The 24,267-nt window shown below is 45.9% G+C and carries 20 protein-coding genes; 8 read left to right on the top strand and 12 right to left on the bottom strand.

Features of this window, described 5'->3' with window-relative positions; genetic code table 11:
- Positions 1–66: 66 nt before the first annotated feature.
- The 8 genes from DC094_RS03845 to pilG all read right to left on the bottom strand — a co-directional run bounded on the left by DC094_RS03845 (position 67) and on the right by pilG (position 13,128).
- Positions 67–513 carry a chemotaxis protein CheW gene (locus DC094_RS03845; protein WP_116685744.1) on the bottom strand — a complete coding sequence of 149 codons (447 nt, stop codon included), beginning with the start codon at positions 511–513 and terminating at the stop codon, positions 67–69.
- Entirely contained in the window at positions 506–1,588 is a 1,083-nt protein-coding gene (locus DC094_RS03850; protein WP_116685745.1) for a chemotaxis protein CheB, read from the bottom strand. The genes DC094_RS03845 and DC094_RS03850 overlap by 8 nt, the downstream gene beginning before the upstream one ends.
- Positions 1,588–8,781, bottom strand: coding sequence for an Hpt domain-containing protein (locus DC094_RS03855; RefSeq protein WP_116685746.1), 7,194 nt, complete (start codon positions 8,779–8,781; stop codon positions 1,588–1,590). Before DC094_RS03855 ends, DC094_RS03850 begins: the two co-directional genes overlap by 1 nt.
- Before the next feature lie 29 nt (positions 8,782–8,810).
- Positions 8,811–9,668, bottom strand: coding sequence for a CheR family methyltransferase (locus tag DC094_RS03860; RefSeq protein WP_116685747.1), 858 nt, complete (start codon positions 9,666–9,668; stop codon positions 8,811–8,813).
- Positions 9,669–9,680: 12 nt separating this feature from the next.
- Positions 9,681–11,735, bottom strand: a complete 2,055-nt coding sequence (locus DC094_RS03865; RefSeq protein ID WP_116685748.1) for a methyl-accepting chemotaxis protein — start codon at positions 11,733–11,735, stop codon at positions 9,681–9,683.
- 66 nt (positions 11,736–11,801) lie between these two features.
- A complete protein-coding gene (locus DC094_RS03870; RefSeq protein ID WP_116685749.1) occupies positions 11,802–12,347 on the bottom strand; it encodes a chemotaxis protein CheW in 546 nt (181 codons plus the stop codon).
- 11 nt (positions 12,348–12,358) lie between these two features.
- Positions 12,359–12,721 carry a response regulator gene (locus tag DC094_RS03875; RefSeq protein WP_116685750.1) on the bottom strand — a complete coding sequence of 121 codons (363 nt, stop codon included), beginning with the start codon at positions 12,719–12,721 and terminating at the stop codon, positions 12,359–12,361.
- Positions 12,722–12,732: 11 nt separating this feature from the next.
- Positions 12,733–13,128, bottom strand: a complete 396-nt coding sequence (gene pilG / locus DC094_RS03880) for a twitching motility response regulator PilG (RefSeq protein ID WP_116685751.1) — start codon at positions 13,126–13,128, stop codon at positions 12,733–12,735.
- 233 nt (positions 13,129–13,361) lie between these two features.
- Here pilG and gshB point away from each other — a divergent pair, with 233 nt between their 5' ends.
- The 5 genes from gshB to DC094_RS03905 all read left to right on the top strand — a co-directional run bounded on the left by gshB (position 13,362) and on the right by DC094_RS03905 (position 18,212).
- The gene (gshB, locus tag DC094_RS03885; protein WP_116685752.1) at positions 13,362–14,312 is read left to right on the top strand and encodes a glutathione synthase; all 951 of its coding nucleotides are present in this window, start codon (positions 13,362–13,364) and stop codon (positions 14,310–14,312) included.
- A 26-nt stretch (positions 14,313–14,338) separates the two neighbouring features.
- Entirely contained in the window at positions 14,339–15,271 is a 933-nt protein-coding gene (locus DC094_RS03890) for an energy transducer TonB (protein WP_116685753.1), read from the top strand.
- Positions 15,272–15,404: 133 nt separating this feature from the next.
- Complete coding sequence (locus tag DC094_RS03895; RefSeq protein WP_116685754.1) at positions 15,405–15,968, top strand: YqgE/AlgH family protein; 564 nt, start codon at positions 15,405–15,407, stop codon at positions 15,966–15,968.
- Positions 15,961–16,401, top strand: coding sequence for a Holliday junction resolvase RuvX (gene ruvX, locus DC094_RS03900; protein ID WP_116685755.1), 441 nt, complete (start codon positions 15,961–15,963; stop codon positions 16,399–16,401). The genes DC094_RS03895 and ruvX overlap by 8 nt, the downstream gene beginning before the upstream one ends.
- 401 nt (positions 16,402–16,802) lie before the next feature.
- Positions 16,803–18,212 (top strand): SLC13 family permease, encoded by a 1,410-nt coding sequence (locus DC094_RS03905; RefSeq protein WP_116685756.1) that lies wholly within the window; start codon positions 16,803–16,805, stop codon positions 18,210–18,212.
- 227 nt (positions 18,213–18,439) lie between these two features.
- Here the strand turns inward: DC094_RS03905 and DC094_RS03910 are convergent, their stop codons facing one another.
- Positions 18,440–19,594 carry a PilT/PilU family type 4a pilus ATPase gene (locus DC094_RS03910; RefSeq protein WP_116685757.1) on the bottom strand — a complete coding sequence of 385 codons (1,155 nt, stop codon included), beginning with the start codon at positions 19,592–19,594 and terminating at the stop codon, positions 18,440–18,442.
- Between the two features lie 25 nt (positions 19,595–19,619).
- Positions 19,620–20,654, bottom strand: coding sequence for a type IV pilus twitching motility protein PilT (locus DC094_RS03915; protein WP_116685758.1), 1,035 nt, complete (start codon positions 20,652–20,654; stop codon positions 19,620–19,622).
- A 67-nt stretch (positions 20,655–20,721) separates the two neighbouring features.
- On the opposite strand from DC094_RS03915, the gene DC094_RS03920 reads away from it, so the two are divergent.
- Genes DC094_RS03920 through DC094_RS03930 form a run of 3 tightly spaced genes read left to right on the top strand, consistent with a single transcriptional unit; the run spans position 20,722 to position 22,850 of the window.
- A complete protein-coding gene (locus DC094_RS03920; RefSeq protein ID WP_116685759.1) occupies positions 20,722–21,423 on the top strand; it encodes a YggS family pyridoxal phosphate-dependent enzyme in 702 nt (233 codons plus the stop codon).
- A gap of 3 nt (positions 21,424–21,426) precedes the next feature.
- Positions 21,427–22,260, top strand: coding sequence for a pyrroline-5-carboxylate reductase (proC, locus tag DC094_RS03925; protein ID WP_116685760.1), 834 nt, complete (start codon positions 21,427–21,429; stop codon positions 22,258–22,260).
- Positions 22,257–22,850, top strand: coding sequence for a YggT family protein (locus DC094_RS03930; protein WP_116685761.1), 594 nt, complete (start codon positions 22,257–22,259; stop codon positions 22,848–22,850). The genes proC and DC094_RS03930 overlap by 4 nt, the downstream gene beginning before the upstream one ends.
- 173 nt (positions 22,851–23,023) lie before the next feature.
- Here DC094_RS03930 and tssJ read toward each other — a convergent pair whose 3' ends face one another.
- Together tssJ and DC094_RS03940 are read right to left on the bottom strand one after the other, a co-directional pair.
- Positions 23,024–23,575 carry a type VI secretion system lipoprotein TssJ gene (gene tssJ / locus DC094_RS03935; RefSeq protein ID WP_116685762.1) on the bottom strand — a complete coding sequence of 184 codons (552 nt, stop codon included), beginning with the start codon at positions 23,573–23,575 and terminating at the stop codon, positions 23,024–23,026.
- Complete coding sequence (locus DC094_RS03940) at positions 23,572–24,216, bottom strand: type VI secretion system-associated FHA domain protein (protein ID WP_116685763.1); 645 nt, start codon at positions 24,214–24,216, stop codon at positions 23,572–23,574. Before DC094_RS03940 ends, tssJ begins: the two co-directional genes overlap by 4 nt.
- Positions 24,217–24,267: the final 51 nt, after the last annotated feature.

Genomic DNA, 24,267 nt, shown 5'->3' on the forward strand with positions numbered 1-24,267 from the left:
AAATCAAAAAAAACGCCAACATTTGTTGGCGTTTTTTAATGTGTTTAAAAAATAAATTTGAATTTTTTAAACTAACGAAGCGATCACTTCCATGTCTGGTAATATTACCGGCTGACCTTGCCAGCGCAAACGCAACATGCAATCACTATTTTCATTTTCACTATCTAGGTGGATTTCTGCATCAGCGACACGGCAAGAACGCGGCACCGCACTCACTCTAAGCGCAATAAAATCTCGGCTACAAGTTTCTGAAGTTCTGTTCAATATAATTGCCCGATCTCCTTGCTTAGCCATTACCGCTTCACCACCCGCCAGTTTTTCTGGGCTGAATAAAGGTAAATCAGTACCGCGCCAACTAATAAAGCCAATTTGCCCTGAAGATTGATCTTTAACTTCACTGATCAGATTAATCGTTTGAACAATTTCAGCAACGCAACCGCCTGGAATTAACATTGAATCAGTTTCTGTAGCAATTAGCAGGCTATAAACCGGCTGGCTTTTTTCTTCAGCCATCTATGCTTTCCTCCAACGATTGCTGTTCTGAGAGAACATGTTCAGTGAGTTTTTCCGCTAATTGCTCAGGGCTTCCATTAAAAGTCACTACACCAGAATCACGAGCCGCATCTGGCATACTGCTATTGGCACAAGTTTCTTCACTTTGCGCCCAAACCGGGAAACCGCGCGCAGCCATTGCAACAGCGCCTTCAGCACCATCATCGCCCATTCCTGAGAAAATGATTGCTCCGGTATCGACTGTGCTTAATCCTTTTGCCGCCCGAATCATGACTTGATCAACACTAGGTGCATAAGGACCTGCCCAACTTTCATTTTCCAGCTCAACTACCGGACCGGGTAAAAAGGTCAGAGTATTATCGATAGGTGCTAACAACAGTTCACCGGTATGCACCACACAACGTTCTTTAGCTACAAAAGTTCTTAAAGGCGCATGTTGCGCCAACACTTCACACAAGGTGTCCTGAAACTCTTTACCTATATGCTGGGCCAAGACAAAAGAAACTGGCAATGACTTAGGCAAACTAGCTAGGAAACGCGAAACCGCTTCGGGGCCACCAAGACTAGCACCCAATATCCATACATGATCGGCAACCCGCTTACAACGAGGCGGCAAGTCACTTGGTAAAGTGATTTTGTTAGTTAGTTCTGGTGGCTGCTGCTGGCTAAGTGCCGAGGCATCCATATTGACCCTGTTATCCCAAGGCAACTCTGGAGAACCTACCGATTCTGTTGATTCAGGCTCAGCTTCATTTGCTTGCTTTTGAATTTTATCAACCAGCCGCTTGACCCAGCGTTTGTCATATTCACCATTTTCATGGGGCGTTTCCGGGTCATAAAACAAAATCGGCGCTGGCGAGCGATCAAGCATGTCACTGAACAAATCTTCGTATTGTTCTTCCTGACCTAAATCGATCAGCCAGATTTGTACAAGACGACTAAGAATCCAATTTTCATCGACACGATCTGGTGACAGATTACAAGCAACCTCAACACCTGATTCATTTAATGCTCTTTGCAAACGATGTCTTTGAACACTGTCTTCGGAGATGATTCCAATTTTGGGCATTGCCATTATTGCTCTCCACAATAGCTGTTAACCAGAGATAGCAATTCTGTTTCTTGGTACGGCTTGCCAAGGTAGTGATTAACGCCAAGTTCTGCAGCTCGATGACGGTGCTTATCACCGGTACGTGATGTGATCATAATAATCGGCAGATCTGCCAAATTTGGATCATGTCGAACTTTGGAAGCAACTTCAAAACCATCCATCCGCGGCATTTCAATATCCAGCAACATCACATCTGGCTTGGCATGTTCATGCAACGTTGCAATCGCATCCATACCATCTTTTGCTAGCATCACCTCATAGCCATTTCGCTTGAGCAAGCGTGAAGTTACTTTACGCACTGTGATCGAATCATCCACCACCAGAATTACCGGCGGCTTCTCTTGTTCGATAACCTCTTCCGTTTCCATCGACAGTCGTGCATGTCGGCGTAACAGAGAGCTCAATTCTAAGATCATCACTACGCTACCATCACCCATGATCGTGGCGCCGGACAGACCGGGTAATTGTGCCAACTGACTACCCATCGATTTCACGACAATTTCACGACTGCCAATTACCGAGTCAACTTGAATCGCATAAGAACGGTCTGCCGTATGAACAACCAGAACCGGAACCTGCTGATTCTTATCAAGGAACACTGCCGATTGCTTATCGATCATTGCTCCAAGATAGTGCAACTGATATTCACGACCCGCATATTCAAGCTTGGGATCTTGCTCTTGATAAAGTGCTTCCAGCTCCCAAGGGCTGGCGCGTAAAACACCTTGAATCTGGTTCAAAGGTACTGCAAAAATTTCTTCACCGGACTTAACCATCAAGGCTCGGTTAACCGAAACCGTAAATGGTAAGCGAATAGTAAATATAGTGCCTTTGCCCGCTTCAGAGCTGATTTCTAGGTTACCACCCAGCTGCTTGATTTCGCTGTTAACCACATCCATACCAACACCACGACCAGAAATCTGGGTCACTTTGTTGGCGGTAGAGAAACCGGATTCCAACACAAATTGCAGCAATTGTTGGTCGGTAACTTGTGCCCGTGGATCCATTAAGCCTCGCTCAATCGCACGCTTACGGATCGCCTCTAGGTTCATTCCCTTGCCGTCATCGCTCAGGCTGATAACAACTTCACCACCTTCGCGTTTCAGCTCAAGACCAATCTTGCCCTTGGCTGGTTTTTTCAAATCGCTACGAACTTCCGGCGCTTCCAGACCATGGTCAATTGCGTTACGCAACATGTGCTCAAATGGTGGAATCATTCGCTCCAACACCTGGCGGTCCATTTCACCATCAGCTCGAATGACCACTAATTCAGCTGGCTTGTTAAGCTCACCCGTTATTTGACGAACAATCCGGCGCAAACGTGGTGTTAAATCTCCGAAAGGTACCATTCGGGTACGCATCAAGCTTTCTTGCAGCTCGGAATTCACTCGTCCTTGTTGTAACAACAAGGTTTCAGTATCACGAGATAATCCACCCAGTGTTTGGTGAAGATCCTGAACGTCAGCTGCCGATTCGGCAAGGCTTCGAGACAACTGCTGCAAACGAGAATAACGGTCCATTTCTAACGGATCGAAATCTTCATTCTCGTCGGTAGTGCTTTCGAGGCGATAAAGAATCTGAGCCTCGGTTTCACTATCAAGACGTCTTAGCTGGCCCTTAAGACGGTTAATAGTGCCGTCCATTTCTTCCAAGTTGAAACCAAAACGGTTGACCTGCTGCTCAACTCGCGCTCGGTGAATACTGGTTTCACCGGCCAAATTGACCAATTTATCCAGAACATCGGCTGACAATCGAATCTGTTCTGATGCAGAGCGGCGATCGCGACTCGTTTCTACTTCCTCAGCACCAAACAGTTCTTCTCGGAATTCTAAGCGAACACCTTGCTCACCTTCAGGCAAATCGACCACTCGAGCCGAACTACCTAATGCTTGCAAGCGAGCGATTAATCGTGGATCCAGCGCGACTGGCTTTTGTTCAACCAGCAGCTTTTGCATTTCAGCCAATGCAAGCGTCGAATCTTCAACTAACTGTTCTGTTTCGTCGTTCCATTCCAGCTGGAATTGACTCAGCGACAGCATCAAACTTTCAAATAACCGGGTTTGCTCGGCCATTGCTTCAACCGCAGAGATACGTGCACCACCTTTTAAGGTATGCAGATATTGCAGTGATTTGAGAAATGCTTGGCCACGGGTTTCATCGTCTTTCAGTTCTGGCAGCAATTCAGTTAACTGCTGGGTAAGCTCTGCAGATTCTTCGCAGAAAACATTGAACAATTCATGATCAATTTCTTCTGGAGCTTCAGGTTCAGAAACAACCAGCTCCGCTTCATCCACAACAACAGGTGTTGATATCGGTGTTGATTTCGCTTCAGACTCAGTTGCTACGCTAGCTTCTTCTACCGCTAGATTTTCAGCATCAACTGGCTTGATTTCAGTTTCTTTAGTCTCAGCCTCTGTAACTTCAACAACAGCGGCTGGCGTTTTCAGCGCAGCTGCTGAGAAGGTAATCGGTTCACCGGCACAACCTTGTTCGATCAACGGATACAGATCGCTTCCGTCTTCAGGTTGACGATTAGCAGATACCGCATCAGCCATGTCATGCAAACGCGAATGACCTTGTTCTAGCAATTCAACCAAGTCTTCACTAAGCGTTCTCTGACCAGCAGCTAGCAAATCATAAAGATCTTCCAAGCGGTGACTTAACTCGGCCATTGGCCGAATCGCTGCCATTCTGGCACCACCTTTTAAAGTGTGCAGTCCGCGTTGGAGGTTAGCTAATGCATCTTGATCTTTCGGTTCAGCCCGAAGTATTTCCAGTAGATCTTGGCATTCGGTGAGAATTTCTTCCGCTTCTTCAAGGAAGATTTCAACAATTTCTGGATCAACATCATCAGCTAATGGCTGAAGCGTCTCGACCATTGAAGGCTTGGCCACTATTGGTGTGGTTACTGGTTCGACTGCATCTGCGGCAGCCATTTCAGCTTCAACTGAAATTTCAGTGTCTGGCATTGGCTCCGGTTGCTGAATTGGTTCGACTGCATCTGCGGTAGTCATTTCAGCTTCAACTGAAACTTCAGCGTCTAGTGTTGGCTCTGGTTGCTGAATTGGTTCGACTGCATCTGCGGTAGTCATTTCAGCTTCAACTGAAACTTCAGCGCCTGGTGTTGGCTCTGGTTGCTGAATTGGTTCGACTGCATCTGCGGTAGTCATTTCAGCTTCAACTGAAACTTCAGCGTCTGGTGTTGGCTCCGGTTGCTGAATTTCTAGTTGTTGCTCTGACCCATTAATCGCTAGTTCTTCTGCCGAATCAAACAGCTCAATCTCTGGCAACGGATCAGATGACAAATCAGACTCTGGGGCAATTTCTAACTCAGAAATTATCTCTTGTTTAGAGAATTCCAACGAAGGCAGAGGTAAATCATCCGAAGTAGAATCTGCTTCAACTAATTGATCTGAGCTAAGATCAAAATCCATTGCTAACGGTGTAAATTCTTCAATGGGTTGATCTGATTTATCCGCTTCTTCGGTTAAATCAATCGACAGATTCAATAACTCGCCATCGCAGACAAAATCGGCGGTTGGCAGCCCTGCTGGTAATTCATTTTGTTCTGAGAAATCTAGATCAAAGTCAAAACTAGACACATTTGGCGCTTCTGTGACAACCCCATCTTTTTCTGGTCCAGTACTCTCTAACAAAGAGTCTTCTGATTGAGTTTCAGATGCTATTTCTGGTAGTGGTATTTCATTTTCAGTGTCGTCGAGCAAGGTATCGCTTAGTTCATTAGCCGAGTCATTATCTATTTCAACTTCGGCATCAACATCTAGAATGTTTGAAGCTTGCTCAAACTCAGCGGCAATATCCTGTTCAGCTTGTGCTTGCTGCTGCATCATCATGGCAGCCAGATCTGGCATCCAAAGTTCGAGTGAGTGCAGCAATTCAACTGGCTGTTCGGGTGTTTGGTCGGCTGCTAAAGCATCCAACATCACTTCCAACGTCGATAGTGAATCACGCAACAAATCACATGCCGATGCATCGAGTTGCTGCCCAGCACGACTTGCCATTCCACCTGTTGCCGTCGCTAAAGCAATTGCAGGAGATATATTGGCTGCCGATGCATGCTCAACAAATTGATCAAGACAATCAGCGATCTGTAAGCCATCACCGGCTTCAACACAAAGCTCCAGCGCCTGGTCCAATTGATCCATGCCTTCACTTAACAAGGCAAGCAACAGATTTTGCGCTTGATTATCTTCTTCTACCGATTCATGTTCTGGCAATTCACTCAACGCATCATCAAGACGATTGCGTAACTCATCGGTCAAGCTATCCCAAGCGCCCGACTGATGCTGTTCGAGCAAATTAACCGAAGATTCTAACGCCGAAATCGAATCACTGAGCAGCCCAAAGCGTGGCTTATCTAAATGCAGCTGGCGAATCCGATGCTCTCGATATAAAGCTTCCAGAGGAATCATTAAATCAGCAATCGGCTGAATGCCCGCCATATAGGCAGAGCCTTTCAATGTATGCAGCGCCCGTAATAAATCATCAGACACTAGCGCCTGGCGAGGATCGGTAATCTGATCACAGTAGCTACGACAAACCCGCAGATGACCAGCCGCTTCTGAAGAAAATACTTCCAGCAGCTCAGCTTCTATTTCCGGATAAATTTCATCTGGTGTGTCTAGATCAGTTTCAGCTTCTGGAATTTCAGGTCGCTCACCACGACTAATCGCATCTGCCTGATCGGCTAAATCTTGAGGATCTAGGTCTGGCTGACGCTTTTCAGTAAAGGCACGAATCAGATCAGGCAATCGATCAACTGCTAAATTGGCAACTCTTTTTACCAAATCATCGTAAGCAATGGTTTTATCCAAAGCCCGATTGAGCATATTTTCAATTGACCAAGCAAACTCACCAATAGTAGTTGCACCGATCATTCGACCGCTGCCCTTTAAGGTATGCCAAGCTCGTCGAACAACTTGCAGCGCCTCGCTATCGATCCCTTCTTTAAGGGCCTTTGGCATTTCTGCACTTAAGGTATCAAGTACTTCTTCAGCTTCTTCGGTGAAGACTTCAATCAGTTCATCATCAATTAACTCGTCATCATCTTCATCTTCAATCACAACATCAGCAACAGTTTCAACTTCTGTTTCTGCTTCTAGCGCTGGTGCTGGTGCTGCGGATGCAGGCGATGGTTCAGAATTACACTCATCATCCGAAAGCGAATTGGCTTCCAGTTCCAAGCTAAATTCCAGCGGCATTTCACCAGCCGTTAATTCTGGCGATGACGCTTGACTGAAGTCGATTTCGAAACTTTCACTGACCGGTTGTTGATCATCAGAAGACGCGGACTCAGTAGGTTTTACTGGCGAAGGTTTAGTCTCAGCTGGCGCAGTATTTGGATCAGGTTCAATTTCGCCACTATCGGTATAGCGAGTCTGGCTTCGATCTTGAACCGGCAAGCGAGCTTGTTCTTGCTCTGCTTGTTCAGACGTTAAGGCACAACATTCTTCAGATGGCTCACATTCAACCAGTTGTTCGTCTTCAATCTGATAGCCCAACTGAACTAAACGCTCACTGGCAACTGACAGAACAAAATCGAGTGGTGCGCCTTCAATACAAGTATCTAGGTAATACTCAACGCCGGTTAAAACATCGGCCAATGCTTCCATTGCAGCCATCGATGGTTGCAAACCTGGCTCGAGCAATTTTTGCGATATATATTGTTCAGCACCTTTTAGCATCAAGGCGGCAGACTGGCCAAACACCAGTGTTAAACCACCATAAACTTGGTGTAACAGTTGAGGAACGGCTTCTAGTCGCTGCTGGTGCCAATCGCTGCTCAAGCAATCGATAATCAGATTTTTAGCTTCAGAAAGGTGCTCTCGACATAACGCCAATGCTTGTTCATTTGCTTGCTGGAATTCACTGTCAAGAATAGTCGCATGCATATCTTCAGCTTGCTCACCAGCACTATTCATACCTTTTAATGTCGCTTCGACATATAACAAAGCACCGGCAGCATCCATCATTGCTTCTGCATTGAAGCCCTGATCACCTTGAGCAATCGTTTTTAGCTGTTCAACTTGGGTCAGAATTGCTTCACGTTGAATACCTAAACCAACAACCGCTAATGTATCGGCAACTTGCTCTAGGGTAACAATATCTTCGGTTAAATCTCTTTTTTCTTCTGGCTGATGCACCAACTCTTCCAGGCTGTCTTTAACGCTGGAAAGTTTCTCGCTGATCGCCAGGTAAATACTTTGCAGTGCCGCTTTATCTGGGCCTGCCATGCCTTCGCGACGACCTTCAATAACCTGATCGCTCGGTAAAGCGGTTTCTAATTGAAATTTTTCGCGCAACAATTGAATACGAGGTGTATCTATGCGTGATTTGGCAATGTAATACAGCAGGTTTTTCAGAAGATCTTCTGGTGCAGGTTCTCTGAGCGCAGTTTGGCCGGCTTCCAGCAATAGTCGTAAGCGCCGATCCAATTCACCCAATAAGACTTTTACTGATGCAGAAATACCATGTTCTCTAAGTACATCAAGGAATCCACCTGCTACTTCCCACAGTAAAGCTGACGGCCATCCTCGTAACAAAAGAGAAAGTTGATCGGTCGCATGCTGCATTTTTTCAAGCGCAGTCGTAGGCGATTGATTGCGGAAAATAGCCACCAGCACCAGCTGAAACTGATGTCGAAGCACTTTAATTTGTGCCGCATCTGGAGTGGCTACCCCTTCAGCAATAACATGGTCGATCAAAGAAAAATCGGGATTAAAAACCGCATTTTCAGTCAGCAACGCTTCACCGCGTGCTGCACGCAAATCATTTAGTAGTGGTAAAAGAACCACTGCCAAATCTTGTTCACCACTTTGTAAGCGTTCCAGGTGGGCTGGGAGCTGAAGCATTGCTGCCATCAAGCTTTCGCAAGCATCGCCTTGAAGATCTTCACCATCTTCAATCAACTTGGCTGTCAGAGACTCCATCTCTTCAGCCAGCAATGCTGCGCCATAGAACTCCAGCATCTGGAGTGTACCCTGAACCTGATGCAGGTGAGCCTGACAGAAGCGCAACTGGGCAATATCTCGCGGATTATCCACATAGGATTCCAACGAAGCTTTAGCCTGCTCCAGCGTGACCTCTATCTCCCCCTTAACCCAACTAAGGGCCATCCGATCATGGTTGTCCGCCATGCCTTCTCCGTGCTTCCTGCCAGCTCGAACTAAGTTCGAGTAAAGGCCAAGGTATTGTCATATGCCACCCGAGTTAATCCCGGGTGATCCCAATTGATCATTTCGCCCGGTCCCAGCACCAGCAAACCACCTGGCGCCAAACGATCGACTAACTGATCCAGTAATTGTCGTCGCATCGACTCACTGAAATAGATCAATAGGTTTTGGCAAAAAATGATGTGTACCCCTCGCAGGGGGCTGTAATTCAGATCCAGCACATTTAACTGGGAATAACATACGCGCGACCTTAATCGGTTAATTACCCGATAATGGTCATTTTCCAGCCTGATAAAATATTCATCGACCAATCCAGGGTCCATACCGTCTAGCCTACGACTGGTGTAAACCCCTTCTCTGGCTGATGCCAAAGCAGGCAAACTGATATCTGTGGCAAAGACGCTAAAAAACTCAGCACTGGCATCATGCTTTAAACAATTATCCGCCAGCATCGCCAAAGACCAGGTTTCCTCACCTGTGGCACAACCCAAACTCCACATTTGTAAACAATTATCGCCAGTAGCTAACTTCAGCTGGTTGTCGATATAATCTGCTACCAGATTAAATGAAGGTTGGTGCCGAAAAAAACGCGTTTCATGTACTGTGAGTCGGTCAACTAACGTTGCCCATTCCACCATTCCCCGCGGCCCATCCAATAACCAGTCGTAATATTCTTCATAGCTCTTCACCCCATTTTCCCGCATGCGGATTGCCAGGCTGGTGAGCAAGAAAGAACGCCGATGATCCGGTAAATAAATCCCGGTTCTCGCTTCGACTAGTTGCTGCCACCGACCGAATTCCTCATCGGACATTTCGGTTAGTGGCTGCAAATACCATGGACGAGTCGCCATGTGCTAATCCTGTTACTGCGGCAGTTTAAAGCCAGCAACCGAGCGTCTCAGTTCATCTGCCAGAGAGGTCATTTCACCGATAGACTTGGCGGTTGCCGAAGTACCGGATGACGTCTGGGAGGTGATTTCCTGGATCACGTTCATGGTGCTGGAAATATGACCTGCGGAAGCCGCCTGTTGGCGCGCAGCATTGGAGATGTTCTGAATCAGATCAGCAAGACTGTTCGATACCGTCTCGATTTCTTCCAGAGCAACACCGGCATCCTCTGCCTGACGCGCACCTTTCACCACTTCAGAAGTGGTTTGCTCCATCGAGATAACGGCCTCGTTGGTGTCAGACTGGATGGTTTTGATCAATGTCTCGATCTGCTTGGTTGCATTAGATGAACGCTCTGCAAGACGCTGAACCTCATCGGCAACTACCGCAAAGCCTCGACCTGCTTCACCGGCCATCGATGCCTGAATCGCAGCATTCAATGCCAGAATGTTGGTTTGATCGGCAATGTCGTTAATCAGAGACAAGATGTCACCGATCTCCTGGGAAGATTCACCCAGTCGCTTGATCTTTTTCGAGGTTTCTTGGATCTGCTCACGGATAGTATCCATGCCGCCGATCGTACCCTGTACAACCTCAGAACCTTTATTGGCGATCTGTACTGAAGTTTCTGCAACCTTGGCTGATTCAGATGCGTTGGAAGATACCTGTTCGATAGATACTGCCATCTCATTGATTGCAGCTGATGCTCCGGCAATTTCTTGTGCCTGAGATTCAGAAGCGTTGGCCAGCTGAGCTGCAATGCCCTGGGTTTCATCGGTAGCCGATGCAACCTGAGTTGCCGTCTGCTTGATGGTAGTTACCAGGTTTCGCAGTGCTTCTATCGAGTAGTTGATCGAGTCAGCAATGGCACCTGTGAAATCTTCGGTTACCGTTGCTTGTACCGTCAAGTCACCATCTGCCAAGTCACCCATTTCATCCAGTAATCGAATGATCGCTTCTTGGTTTTTCTGGTTCTGGCCCAACTCACTGTCCAAACGAACATCTGATTCAGATATTCGACTGTTAGCATCTCGACGCAAACGTAAGTTCAACAGCACCAAGATACCCAATGCTGCAATTGCGAACGCAATCATCAAGTAGCTTTCTAATCGCTGGGAAGGCTGGTTTTGGTAATCTTGTTGCAAGTTAGTTGCTTGCTGAAGCAAACGTCGACTTAACTGGAACAAGCTATCCGATGCGGCACGCACTTCTTCTAACTCTGGAGATGTTTCCAGTACTTTTTCGATGTTTTCTTGAACCGGCGAGAACAATACTGCAATTTGCTGCAGATTTTCGCGGATACGCGGATCATTGATTCGCTCAATGCCTAACTTGGTATCGCCCTGCAACATACCTTGTAGCACTCGGCCAAAAGTCGTCGCATCGCGGTTGAAACTTTGCGCGGCTGTATCGGCACCGATACCACCGTTCAATACTTGCTGTACTGAGTTAACGATACGCTCTGCAAACCAGATTTGACGTGAAGAACGATAAACCGTATCAGCTGCAGCTTTTTTCTGAATCAGTCGGTTCAACAGATTGTTGTACTCAGACTGCATATTAGGAACCGCTTCACTCAAATCACGAGCCAGCTGGTGCAAATCCAATACATATTTTTGACGAGCAAGAATTGCACTTACATCTTCACTAGTATCGTCCCAAGTTTTCTGCAGCGGGCTCAGACTGTTTGCCATGATGTTGCTGTCAGACGACGGCAAGCCAGAAGCTTTATCACCATTATTCAGCTTATTCCAGATCTCATCAAACTGATCCCTGGTTTGCTTCAAGGCTCTAAAGCCTTCTTCACCACCGGCAGCTGCTTCGCTGGCGTTTTTGGGGATTGCTTGAGAAAGAATCCGAAGCTCACCTGAAAGGGCGATATATTCGGCATCGTGTACTGCCTTTCTTTGTGACAGCAAGAAGGTACCACCCATCAAGAGCAGAAGAATAAACAACAATAGGCCATAAAAAATAACCTCCTTGTTCGATTCCTGCTGGGTCATATCCTTGGGCTTGGCGTTTGCACTCATGCTTGGCTCCTGGCCTCATTAATTCGTTAAGCGCGGGTCTCCTGCCCGCATGGGTATTCTTTTTAGTTACCCGAGGGCAACTCTCCGGAAGTCCGGGTGCTGCGACAAAGCGTGGGGACTGAACACAGGCCAGATCTGACCATGCCGTTCAAAACCACCTTGAATACAGCGAGCCAGTGCCGGACTTTTTAAAGATAGTGAGTCTATGGCTTCTTTTTCTTCAAAATGCTGTAAACCCAGCACCTGATTCACCAGTAAACCAGTACTACCACCTTCATAGTTCAACACTAGAATTCGGCCGCCTCTATCCTTAACCGGGACGCCACCAAAAAAGCCAGATAAATCCATCACAGGAATTAACTGACCTCGAAGGTTCGCGATCCCTTTAAGCCAATTACGCGTTCCCGGTAATCGACTTAAAGGCATTGGATAAAGAATTTCACTTACTTCGTTCAGCGGTGCCATCAGCAACTGGTCACCCAGCCGAAACCCAACACCACTCCAGATTTTTCCCTGTGCCTGCTGTCGCGGTAAGGGAACGGCATACTGTTTGGCTCCAGCTTCAACTGCCTTCAATATTTCAAATGCAGATTGACCAGATATCTGACGCATTGGCTCTCTCCCTAGCCGACCAGCGATTCGATGGTTTCAAATAGCTCATTTTCAGCAACTGGCTTAGTTAAAAAACCTTTTGCTCCCTGACGCAATCCCCAAATACGATCGGTTTCCTGATTTTTGGTGGTAACGATCACCACAGGAATGTGCGAAGTATCCGGGTTTTTACTCAGTTTACGAGTTGCTTGAAAGCCATTCATGCCGGGCATGACTACATCCATTAGCACCAGATCAGGCGAAGCGCCTGGTAACATATTTAGGCCTTCTTCAGCGCTCAAGGCAACGCTCACTTGATGGCCCTTCTTTTCCAATAGATTTTGCAACACTCTGATTTCAGTTGCAGAATCATCAATCACCATGATTTTTGCCATTCAAATCTCCGTCAGGCCTTGCGCGCTTCCAATACATGAGAGCGAATTGCACCTAGCAACTCATCTTTACTGAAAGGCTTGGTCAAATATTGGTCAGAGCCAACGATTCGTCCCTTTGCCTTGTCGAATAAACCATCTTTACTCGACAGCATAATGACCGGTGTGTTTCTAAATGTTCGATTGTGTTTGATCAGCGCACATGTCTGATAACCATCCAAACGAGGCATCATGATATCAACGAAAATGATATCAGGTTTGTGATCCGCAATTTTTGCCAGCGCATCAAAACCATCGGTACCAGTGATGACTTCACAACCTACTTTTTTGAGCAAGGTTTCGGCAGTGCGACGAATCGTTTTCGAATCGTCGATCACCATCACCTTGAGCCCTTCAAGACTATTTTCCATGCTCCCCCACCTGGGTGGCTGAAGGTAATTAAGGATCTGTTTACGCAATAATGAATCAGAACTCACGTTTGCGATGCAGATTCTACCTGTACAGGCTTTGGTTTTTAACATACATCAGCATAGCCTGCCAGCAGACCAAGCCATCATTTCACATCAAGTCACTTTGACTGATGGCGATTGTTCGGCGTCTGATTTAAGATGCCGTTTTTCAGGGACCACGGAATGCAGTCATTATGAGCCGTAAACTTGGCGTCATTATGGATCCGATTGAATCCATTAAACCTTACAAAGACAGTAGCTTTGCCATGATGTTGGCAGCCCAGAAAAAAGGCTGGGAGATCTACTATATACAACCAAAAGATCTATGGCTTGATCAAGGCCGTTGCTTTGCGACAAGCTGTCAGGTCACTCTTCAAGACACCACTGAAAACTGGTATCAAAAAAGTCAAAGCACCGATCATCCTCTAGCGGAGCTGGATGTCGTATTGATGCGCAAAGATCCGCCTTTCAACATGGATTTTGTTTACCTGACCTATTTGCTCGAACGTGCTGAGGCCGAAGGCTGCAAGGTAATCAATCGTCCATCCAGTATTCGCGATTGTAATGAAAAGCTGTTCACCGCCTGGTTCCCTGAATTAACGCCTCCAACGCTAGTTACTAGAAATAGTAATCAGGTAAAAGCCTTTTTAGCGCAACATCAGGATATCATCGTTAAGCCACTTGATGGGATGGGCGGTAGCGGCATTTTCCGAATTCGTGAAGATGATCCCAATAAAGGTGCAATCCTTGAAACCATTAGCCATCAAGATCAAGAACTATTTATGGCTCAGCGTTACTTGCCCGCCATTACCGATGGTGACAAACGCATATTGATTATTAATGGAAAACCAGTTTCTCATGTACTGGCAAGAATTCCAGCTAAGGGTGAGAATCGAGGAAACTTAGCTGCCGGTGGTCGAGGCGTTGGTCAGTTGCTATCAGATAGCGATCGGGCCATTGCTGAAAAAATTGGCCCAACCTTGGTAGAAAAAGGTTTGTGGTTTGTCGGTCTGGATGTAATTGGCGACCGTGTCACCGAAATCAACGTCACCAGCCCCACTTGTATCCGTGAGCTCGATCACCAGTTTGGGCTCGACATTGCGGGCGATTTCATACAAATGCTGGAAGATGAGCTTTTTCACTAAAGCATTTAATTTAAAACTGTAAACTGATGAACAAAGCAACCGCTGGTTCAGGGAGTGAAACACCAGATATGCAATTAGAGAGTACTAAACCTGGCAAACGTAAGGATGTCGATCGTTTTGGTTTCAGCCTTGTATTAGCACTGGTGATACACCTTGGAATCTTCTTTGGCATTGGCTTTAGTTTTTCTTCGCCGGCCAAACCAAAAATTCCGCCAGCATTAGAAGTTACCATCGCTCAATATCAATCCGATGACGAGCCAGTGGTTGCAGACTTTATCGCACAGGCTAATCAGCAAGGTGGCGGGGTGAATGAGGAATCTCGCCAGGCTTTTGTTGAAGAGCTAGCTGATACACCTGACGAACAATTCAAGGAAACTGCACCCGATCCGGTCGCACCGAGCACCACCCAGCAACCCCAGCCTGAGAAAAATGTCATTACCACTACTGGCAGCAGCGATCAAAGTATCGCGGCCGTACCTTTTCAAGATAATGATGACAGCCCGGGTGAGCTACAAATTGACCAATTACTCGCGCTCAGGGAGCAAATCGCTTCCAAGCAAGTTCAACTAGGCAAACAACAAGATCAGCTAGCTAAACGCCCGACTAAAAAATTCATTACTGTGGCCACCCGCCGCGCTGCTGATGCGCTTTACCTAGAAGACTGGCGCACTAAAATTGAGCGAGTTGGCAACCTTAATTTCCCAGAGCGCGCTAAAAAGCAGGGCCTTCAAGGAGATTTACAGCTAGAAGTGACATTAAACGGCAATGGATCAGTAAAGACTGTGCAGATTTTACAATCATCCGGCCATTTAATTCTCGATGATGCAGCCAAGCGAATCGTTACCTTGGCATCACCTTTTTCAGCTATTCCACAAGACGTTTTGGAAGGCAACCAAGAACTGGTGATCATCCGAACCTGGAAGTTTGAAATTGGTGGATTAACCACTAGCAGCAATTAATCTATAAGTACTTTGCCGGTTAGATCACCACGACCTTTGATACCTCAGGGTAGAAGAAACACTTCTTCTACCCTAGCAAACTCGCTACAATCCGCCACCTCGCTCGTTTTCCGCCAGACCTTAATCAAAACCAATGACAAGTAGCTCACTGAAAAACCACCTGCTCATCGCAATGCCTAGCCAGCAAGATGAATATTTTTGCCGCAGCGTTGTGCTGATGATTGAGCACAATGAAGAAGGCGCAATGGGCATCACCATCAATCGGCCAACCAAAGTACACAGCAGCGAAATTTTTCGCCAACTGGAGTTGCCAGAAGACGGGCCAGAAGCAGAGAAAATGGTATTTACTGGCGGGCCTGTTCAGCTGGAGCGCGGTTTTGTGATTCACCGTCCGGTCAATGGCCAGGAAATGCAGTCATCGCTACAAGTGAATGGTGGCCTCAACGTTACCAGCTCTCACGACATGCTAGAACTGCTGGCTAAATGTTCGGCAAAAACCGATAGCCGAATTGTACTGGGTTATGCCGGCTGGGATGCCGGGCAGCTAGAAAAAGAAATGGCCAGTAACGCTTGGCTACATATTCCGGTTAACAACGATCTTATTTTTAATACGCCACCTTACAAGTGCTGGGAAAAAAGTTTGAAAAAACTCGGCATTCAAGCGGCTTTCTTCCAGGGAAATGCTGGCCATGCCTGATAGCGCAACTGACAACAAAACATTAACCATTATTGCTTTTGATTATGGCCTGCGCCGAATTGGTGTTGCAGTTGGCCAAACATTTACTGGCTTGGCACAGCCGATTAAACCAGTGATGGCGCGCGACGGGATACCTGATTGGGATCTGTTACAAAAGCTGTTTGATGAATGGCAGCCAGACTTGCTGGTAGTAGGCCGACCACTAAACATGTTTGGTGAAGAGCAAGAGATTAGTAAGCGCGCCGATAAATTCAGCCGCCGACTAGAAGGCCGCTTTGGACTTAAAATTGGCAGAGTGGATGAACGCTTAAGTAGCCGAGAAGCCATTGATTTACTGTACGAACTAGGCGGTTCTGGCAAGGTTGATAAAGCATCTGTCGACAGCTGCGCTGCCGCTTTAATTCTTGAAAGCTGGTTCAGAGAAAATAGTTAAGTCTCGGCATTATCGTTTTCAGTTCGGCAATTTCACTACACAGCATCCCACCAAAGAACTTCAAATCTGGCTGATTATTCAATCAGCCAGACACTTTCAAAAGCTAACCACCAATAAATATGGCACCTAGTCAGCTAAATATTCGTTCGATGTAAACGAAAACAAAACGCCCACTAACAAGTTTCGAATTCATTAACTTAACCAAGTGACCAGTAATGGTTGGCAGTCATTGACGTGCCGCAAAACTATCCCTCGATAGCAGGAGTAATCTCTATTTTGTAATAGGTATGACAACTATTGAGCAGTTTGCCAATTAAGCAGTGACAAAGCGAAACGGCCATTTAATCAAATTTTCGATTTCGCAATCATCTTAGGGCCAATGAGTTTCCAACGGAGCCAGCATGAAGTCCAAGATCTCCACCCTGGTAATTATTTTTGCTATTTACCTGGTGACTATTTTTATTCCGCTCGACATGATTCCTTTAGATGGGCTAACACCGGTTCAACAGCATATTTTAGGCTTGTTCCTGCTAGCGACTTTACTTTGGGTAACCGAACCGGTTCCAGCCTACGCAACTTCATTGCTAATCATTACTTTGATGATTGCTACCACCTCCAGTTCGGCTCCGTTTTTTATCCGAAACTCGATTGAAGCCAGCCACCTGATTCCTTACAAATCAGTATTTGCCAGCTTCTCATCACCGGTAATTATTCTGTTTTTGGGTGGTTTTTTTATTGCGCTGTCGGCAACCAAGTACAAACTAGACATCAACTTAGCACGGGTTCTACTCAAGCCATTTGGCACTAAGTTCCACATTGTTATGCTCGGCTTAATGCTGATCACCGCAGTGTTCTCGATGTTTATGAGTAATACCGCCACCACATTGATGATGTTGACTATTGTTACACCGCTATTGCTGCACATGGATAAAGCCGACCCCGGCGTAAAAGCGATGGTTTTGAGTATTCCATTTGCGGCTAATATCGGCGGCATGGGCACCCCAATCGGCACGCCACCGAATGCGATTGCATTTCGCTACCTAACCGGTGAACACGCGGTGAGTTTCGGCCATTGGATGATGTTTGCTATTCCACTGGCTATGGTGATGCTAGCCGTTGCTTGGCTGACATTGCGTAAGCTTTATTCAACCAAAATTGAACACATACAAGTGTCAATCGATGAGCAATTTGATAAATCACCAAAAGCTATTTTGGTTTACGCAACCATTTCTACCACCGTGATTATGTGGATTACTTCTGGTTTCCATGGCGTCAATGCTTACTCGGTCGCTCTAATTCCGGTATGCGTGTTTAGTCTTACCGGAATCATCGATAAAAACGACATTAAGAACATTAACTGGGATGTACTCTGGCTGGTCGCAGGCGGTATCGCCATGGGAATGGCGTTAGAACAAACCGGACTTGCAGCATTGCTGGTAAAAGCAATTCCATTTGATACGCTCAGCGGCAGCATGGTGGTGTTATTGATGGCGATTGTTTCTATGACAATGGCGACCTTCATGTCCAATACTGCTACCGCTAACTTACTCATGCCTATTGCCGTTTCGATGGCGGTTGCCATTGAAAGCCTTGGTGATATTGGCGGCTTGAAAATGATTGCAATTTGTGTCGGTTTATCAGCATCAATGGGTATGTCATTACCGGTATCGACACCGCCAAACGCATTGGCTCATGCCACCGGCTTACTCGAATGCAAAGACTTCCTACGGATCGGTCCGATTGTCAGCATTATCGGCGTGATCCTAATTTTTGGATTGTTATCTTTGTTGATCAGTCTTGGAGTGATTTAATTTTTGTGGGTGTAAACCGTCAGACCGGCTTCCTGCCTCCTTCTGACATACATTACGGCCCTGTAAATCGTCAGACCGGCTTCCTGCCTCCTTCTGACATACATTACGGCCCTGTAAATCGTCAGACCGGCTTCCTGCCTCCTTCTGACATACATTACGTCCCTGTAAATAAAAACGGCAGCTATTAATTAGCTGCCGTTTTATTTGTTCAGTACATCTTGCGAGAATTAGAAATGGAGACCTTTGTCGTCAACTAGCTCCAAACCAGAAAGTGCCGCATCTGCCGCAGATTCTGCTCCATCTTCTTCGTTAGCAGTTGCTACATCGCCCATTTTAATCATCAAGCGTAAATCATTCACCGAATCCGCATGATGAAGCGCTACATCCTGGGCAATCTCACCGCCTTGATATAATCGGTACAACGCCTGATCGAAAGTCTGCATGCCATTTTCAGTCGATTTTTTCATCAACTCTTTCATCTGATGGAATTCACCATTACGAATCATATCTGACATTAACGGCGTATTAAGTAGAATTTCTACTACTGGACAACGCCCTTTTCGGTTCAGTGCTGGCAACAACTGAATACCCACGATGCCCTTCAGGTTCAAACTCAAATCCATACAAATTTGACGATGACGATCCTCAGGGAAGAAGTTAATAATTCGATCCAGCGCCTGGTTAGCATTGTTAGCGTGCAAGGTTGCTAAACATAAATGGCCAGTCTCAGCGAAAGCCAATGCATATTCCATCGTCTCACGGCTACGAATCTCACCAATTTGAATAACATCTGGCGCTTGGCGCAAAGAGTTTTTCAAAGCCGTTTCAAACGAATCAGTATCCAGACCCACTTCTCGTTGGGTAACGATACATTGGCCATGCTGGTGGATAAATTCGATAGGATCTTCAATCGCAATGATATGACCGCTACTGTTTTGATTTCTATAACCAATCATTGCAGCAAGACTGGTGGTTTTACCGCTACCGGTTGCACCGGCAACAATTACCAAACCACGGCGTGCCATCGCAATATCTTTAATTTGCGGCGGAAGGGATAGTTCTTCCAAAGTCGGAATATTATGTTCGATCCGCCGTAAAACCATGCCTGACTGATTGCGTTGTTGAAAAGCACTCACCCTGAAGCGACCAATACCTGCGGCACTCAAAGCAAAATTACATTCTTTAGTTCTAGAAAATGTTTTTTGCTGATCTTCAGTCATCAGACTTAGTACTGCATCACGCGCTTTATCCGGTGGCAAAGTGGTCCGAGTAACCGGAACCAATTTGCCGTGGATTTTCAAACTAGGCGAAGCGCCTGCAGTTATAAATAAATCAGAAGCCTTTTTTTCGACCATTAACCGCAACAGGGATTCAAAATCCATTCAACAACTCCTTGTAATACCGAAATTAGAACTCAGCTTGGTTATGCGCCTTTTCACGCGCATCCAAACGAGTTACTACTCCCTTATTAACCATATCTTTCAGGTTTTGATCCAGAGTTTGCATGCCTTGCGATTGGCCGGTCTGAATCGTGGAATACATCTGTGCCACTTTGTCTTCACGGATCAGGTTACGAATTGCCGGTGTACCCAACATAATTTCATGGGCTGCAATTCGACCGCCACCGACTCGTTTGAGTAGTGTTTGCGAAATTACTGCTCGCAATGACTCAGACAACATAGAACGAACCATCGACTTTTCTTCACCCGGGAATACGTCAACGATACGGTCAATTGTTTTTGCTGCCGAAGTCGTGTGCAAAGTACCAAAAACTAGGTGACCCGTTTCTGCTGCAGTCATCGCAAGACGGATTGTTTCAAGGTCTCGCATCTCACCAACCAGAACCACGTCCGGGTCTTCACGAAGCGCTGAACGCAGTGCTTCGGAGAAGCCCAATGTATCAGTGTGGACTTCACGCTGATTGACAAGGCTCTTTTTAGACTGATGGACAAATTCTATCGGGTCCTCAATGGTCAAAATATGCTGATACTTATTCTGGTTTATGTAATCAACCATCGCAGCCAATGTGGTTGATTTACCAGAACCGGTTGGCCCTGTAACCAATACCAGGCCGCGTGGATTATCAGCAATTGTCTTGAAAACTGGCGGGCAGCCCAGTTCTTCCAGACTCAAGATAGTCGAAGGGATAGTACGGAAAACCGCACCGGCACCACGATTATGGTTGAAGGCGTTAACACGGAAACGTGAAAGCCCAGGTACTTCAAATGAGAAGTCAGTTTCAAAGAACTCTTCATAGTCCCTTCGCTGCTTGTCATTCATGATGTCGTAAATCAGCGCTCTAACCGTCTTGTGATCCAACGACTCGACGTTAATGCGGCGCACATCACCATCGACACGAATCATTGGCGGCATCTCCGCCGACAAATGCAAGTCGGAGGCATTATTTTTGATGGCAAATGCCAACAGTTCGGTAATGTCCATATCATCCCCAGAAGCAGAACAGTATAATCCTGTCCAAAATACCTTCTCGTTGTTTATCCTTCAATAAATGAAATCTATAGCGACCAAACTAACCGACGTTCAGACAAGAATTTCTGAAGCAATCTTGCACTCACAAGCCACTCAAAAAGTGCAACTTGTGGCCGTCAGCAAGTATCACTCCGTTGATTCTGTTCGCCAAGCAGTTGCTGCAGGGCAGATAGCGTTTGGTGAAAACTATTTGCAACCCGCCCTAGAAAAGATAGACGCTCTTTCAGCGCTTTCTTTGCAATGGCACTTCATTGGCCCACTGCAATCGAATAAATCTAAAGCGGTTGCTGAAAACTTTGATTGGCTGCACACATTGGACCGGTTAAAACTGGCCAAACGCTTAAATGATCAACGCCCGCAACATTTAACACCATTAAATGTTTGTTTGCAGGTCAATATTAGTCATGACCCTGCTAAATCAGGCCTAGCAGTGGCTGATGTGATACCACTAGCGCAACAAATCAGCCAACTACCCAATATCAAACTGCGCGGTTTAATGTGCATTCCAATGCAAAAGCAGGGATTTGAAGCACAAAAGCAAGAGCTTTTGCCAATGCAAGACTTACTGAAACAGCTGCAGCAAATTTGCCCGGATGCTGACACCTTGTCTATGGGTATGTCTGGTGATTTAGAAGCCGCCGTCGCAGCAGGCGCTACCATGGTTCGCATTGGTACCGATATTTTTGGCCCAAGGCCTGACCCTAAATATAACGAGGCATAATTCATGGCATCTTGCACAATTGGTTTTATCGGTGGCGGCAATATGGCAGCCAGCATGATTGGTGGACTTATTGCTAATCAATGGCCAGCAGAAAAAATTATTGTTAGTGACCCGACCGCCGAAACGCGTAATAAGCTTCAGCAACAATTTTCTATTACAACGGCAGATAATAACCAACAGGTTGCTGAACAAGCTGATGTGATTGTTTTAGCGATCAAGCCGCAAATTATGCAGCAAGTTTGTCTGGCATTGGCAGAAAGTTTGAGCCAGAAACAATCGGTTGTGATATCGATTGCCGCAGGAATCACTTGTAGTGCATTGAAAAGCTGGCTGGGTGATTCCATATCCTTGGTCAGAGTCATGCCAAATACACCAGCTTTGCTCGGCGTTGGTATTAGTGGTTTATATGCCCAAGGTACCTCCGCTGAACAAAAAGCATTAGCAATTGAAGTGATGTCATCTGCCGGAGAAGTGGTAGAAGTTGAACAGGAATCATTGATCGACAGTGTGACGGCAATTTCTGGTAGCGGCCCGGCTTATTTCTTTCTATTAATGGAAGCAATGGAAAAAACTGCACAACAGCTAGGCTTGAATCAACAACAAGCTGCACAGCTAGTGCAAGCTACCGCCAATGGCGCTGCACAAATGGCCAAGCAAACTGGACTAGATGCAGCTGAACTTCGTCGTCGCGTTACCTCACCCGGGGGCACCACGGCCGCAGCAATAAACCAGTTTATTGATGAAGATTTTATTGGGTTAGTCGATCGGGCGCTGCATGCTGCAGAAAAAAGATCGATTGAAATGGGCGAACAATTCGCCAACCAGGAGACACTATGAATTCCTTGACCAACGCAGGTCTATTTCTCATATCGAGCGTTTTTGACTTATATATGTTGATCGTGCTTTTGAGGTTCTTACTGCAATGGGCTCGAGCTGACTTTTACAATCCAATTTCCCAGGCAGTGGTTCGTTTAAGTAATCCACCACTGCGCCCATTACGCCGAATAATTCCTGGTTTTAAAGGGCTCGACATGGCGTCTTTAGCATTGGTTTTTGCTTTGGCGGCAGTCAAACTAATACTGTTAATTAGTATTAGTCCGCTGGCTGCACCACCAGTACTGACCATTGCAATTCTAACTTTGGGTGAGTTTTTCAGTTTACTGATCAATACCTTCTTCTGGTCGATGATTATTCAAATCATCCTCAGCTGGGTATTCACCTTTGGCAGTAAAAACCCATCACTGGCTCAAATCGCCCAATTGACTGAACAACTGACTGCACCAATAGTTGCACCGGTAAGAAAGATACTGCCACCAATGGGTGGTTTGGATCTAAGCCCAATCCCAGTCATTCTATTACTGCAATTTTTAGAGATTAGCTTGAGCGGAATTACCTTAAGTCTGACCGATCTAGCTCGCCAGTTCTAACTGTGGCAAATGATGGTTTGCGGCTGAATAATATATTCAGCCGCACGCCTTAAAAGATCAATTGGTTCTGGAGTCAAAACAGAATAGTTGTAGCAAACGCTTATAATCAGCCAACTAACCAAGCTACCTAAACAAATCCTATCGTTGCTTGAATAAGCACTCCAAATAAAATGCTACTTGGTTGACGAGATTTTTACTTTATTGCCGGTCAGGCGAATCTTTAAATTACTAACTTTCTTTGAGTTCACCTTAATCACATCCAATGGTATACCCGATTCATAATCTGAAAACGCTGCCATCACGGCTACATAATGAGTCGCTTTATAAAGTGGCAGTTGTAACCGAGTACTCTTACCTGGCGCTAATGGATCCAACTCACGAATATTAACTAAAGAACCTTGCAGTAAAACACCATCATCTTCATAAAGATCAATAAATCCGATTGCATCGAATTGTCTGAGATCTTTCAGTTGATAAATCCGAACCACCACCGGTGAAGACTGCCCCAGTGCATTGACGTTAATTCCTTTATCAGCAACTAATTGTATGTTTAATTTTGGTGCTACGGCTGCTTTGGGTTTGCTGGTTTTCTTGATGGGTGCTTTAGCCTTTGGCTCAGCAACAATTTTTTGTGGTTCTTCTGCTGGCTTGTCATTTACAAACGGAAGTCCACCAGCACAACTAGCTAAAAACAGCACCATAATCAGAGCAATGAAATTTCTCACAGACTGCCTCCATTTTTTTCGACGCTTTCCCAAAAATTGGAAAAAAACTTCTGTTTGATTTTTTGTTCCGCAACCATCCGATCGAAGTACTTATGGTACTCCTTCCAATAATTTGGCCCTAAACCTAGCGGATGCTTATGTCGATCTTTGATATTTTTTTCTACTCGCCAAGGCTCAAATTCAACCAAAGCTTGTTCTAGTGCAAACTCCATTGCTTTGATCAGTTTAGCTTGCTTAAGCTGGCTTTCGTGCTCTTGCCGTTCAGAATCAGGACAGAGTGCAGATAGATCTTCAATGCTATGAAACAAGTGCGAACTAACTGAACTTATCTCTTGGCCTAAAGAAGCCTTTAGATGAAAGCCTCGGATAAACAATGTGTCACTTTGACGAAGCATCACTCGCTGCCCTTGAGCAAGATATTGATCCGATTGATTAATTGCTAAACGGTCATTACTGAGCGATTCAACGAACCAGTTTTGGTTAATTTGCAGCAGCTTTGCATCATTGCCTTCCAAAGGACCAAATGGTGGCAAAATAATCTCGCATTCATCATCAATACCAATTTTGGCATTGTTGGTAATTTCAAAGCTCAGGCTGACCAGTCGAATCCCTTTTGGTGATCCAACAACTTCTAGTCTCATCGCCTTATATCTCCCTCGAATCTAACGTCCCCTGCATTAAATCTTTGATGC

Origin of the sequence: Pelagibaculum spongiae (assembly GCF_003097315.1) — a bacterium.
In the GTDB taxonomy this organism is placed as follows: Bacteria; Pseudomonadota; Gammaproteobacteria; order Enterobacterales; family Pelagibaculaceae; genus Pelagibaculum; species Pelagibaculum spongiae.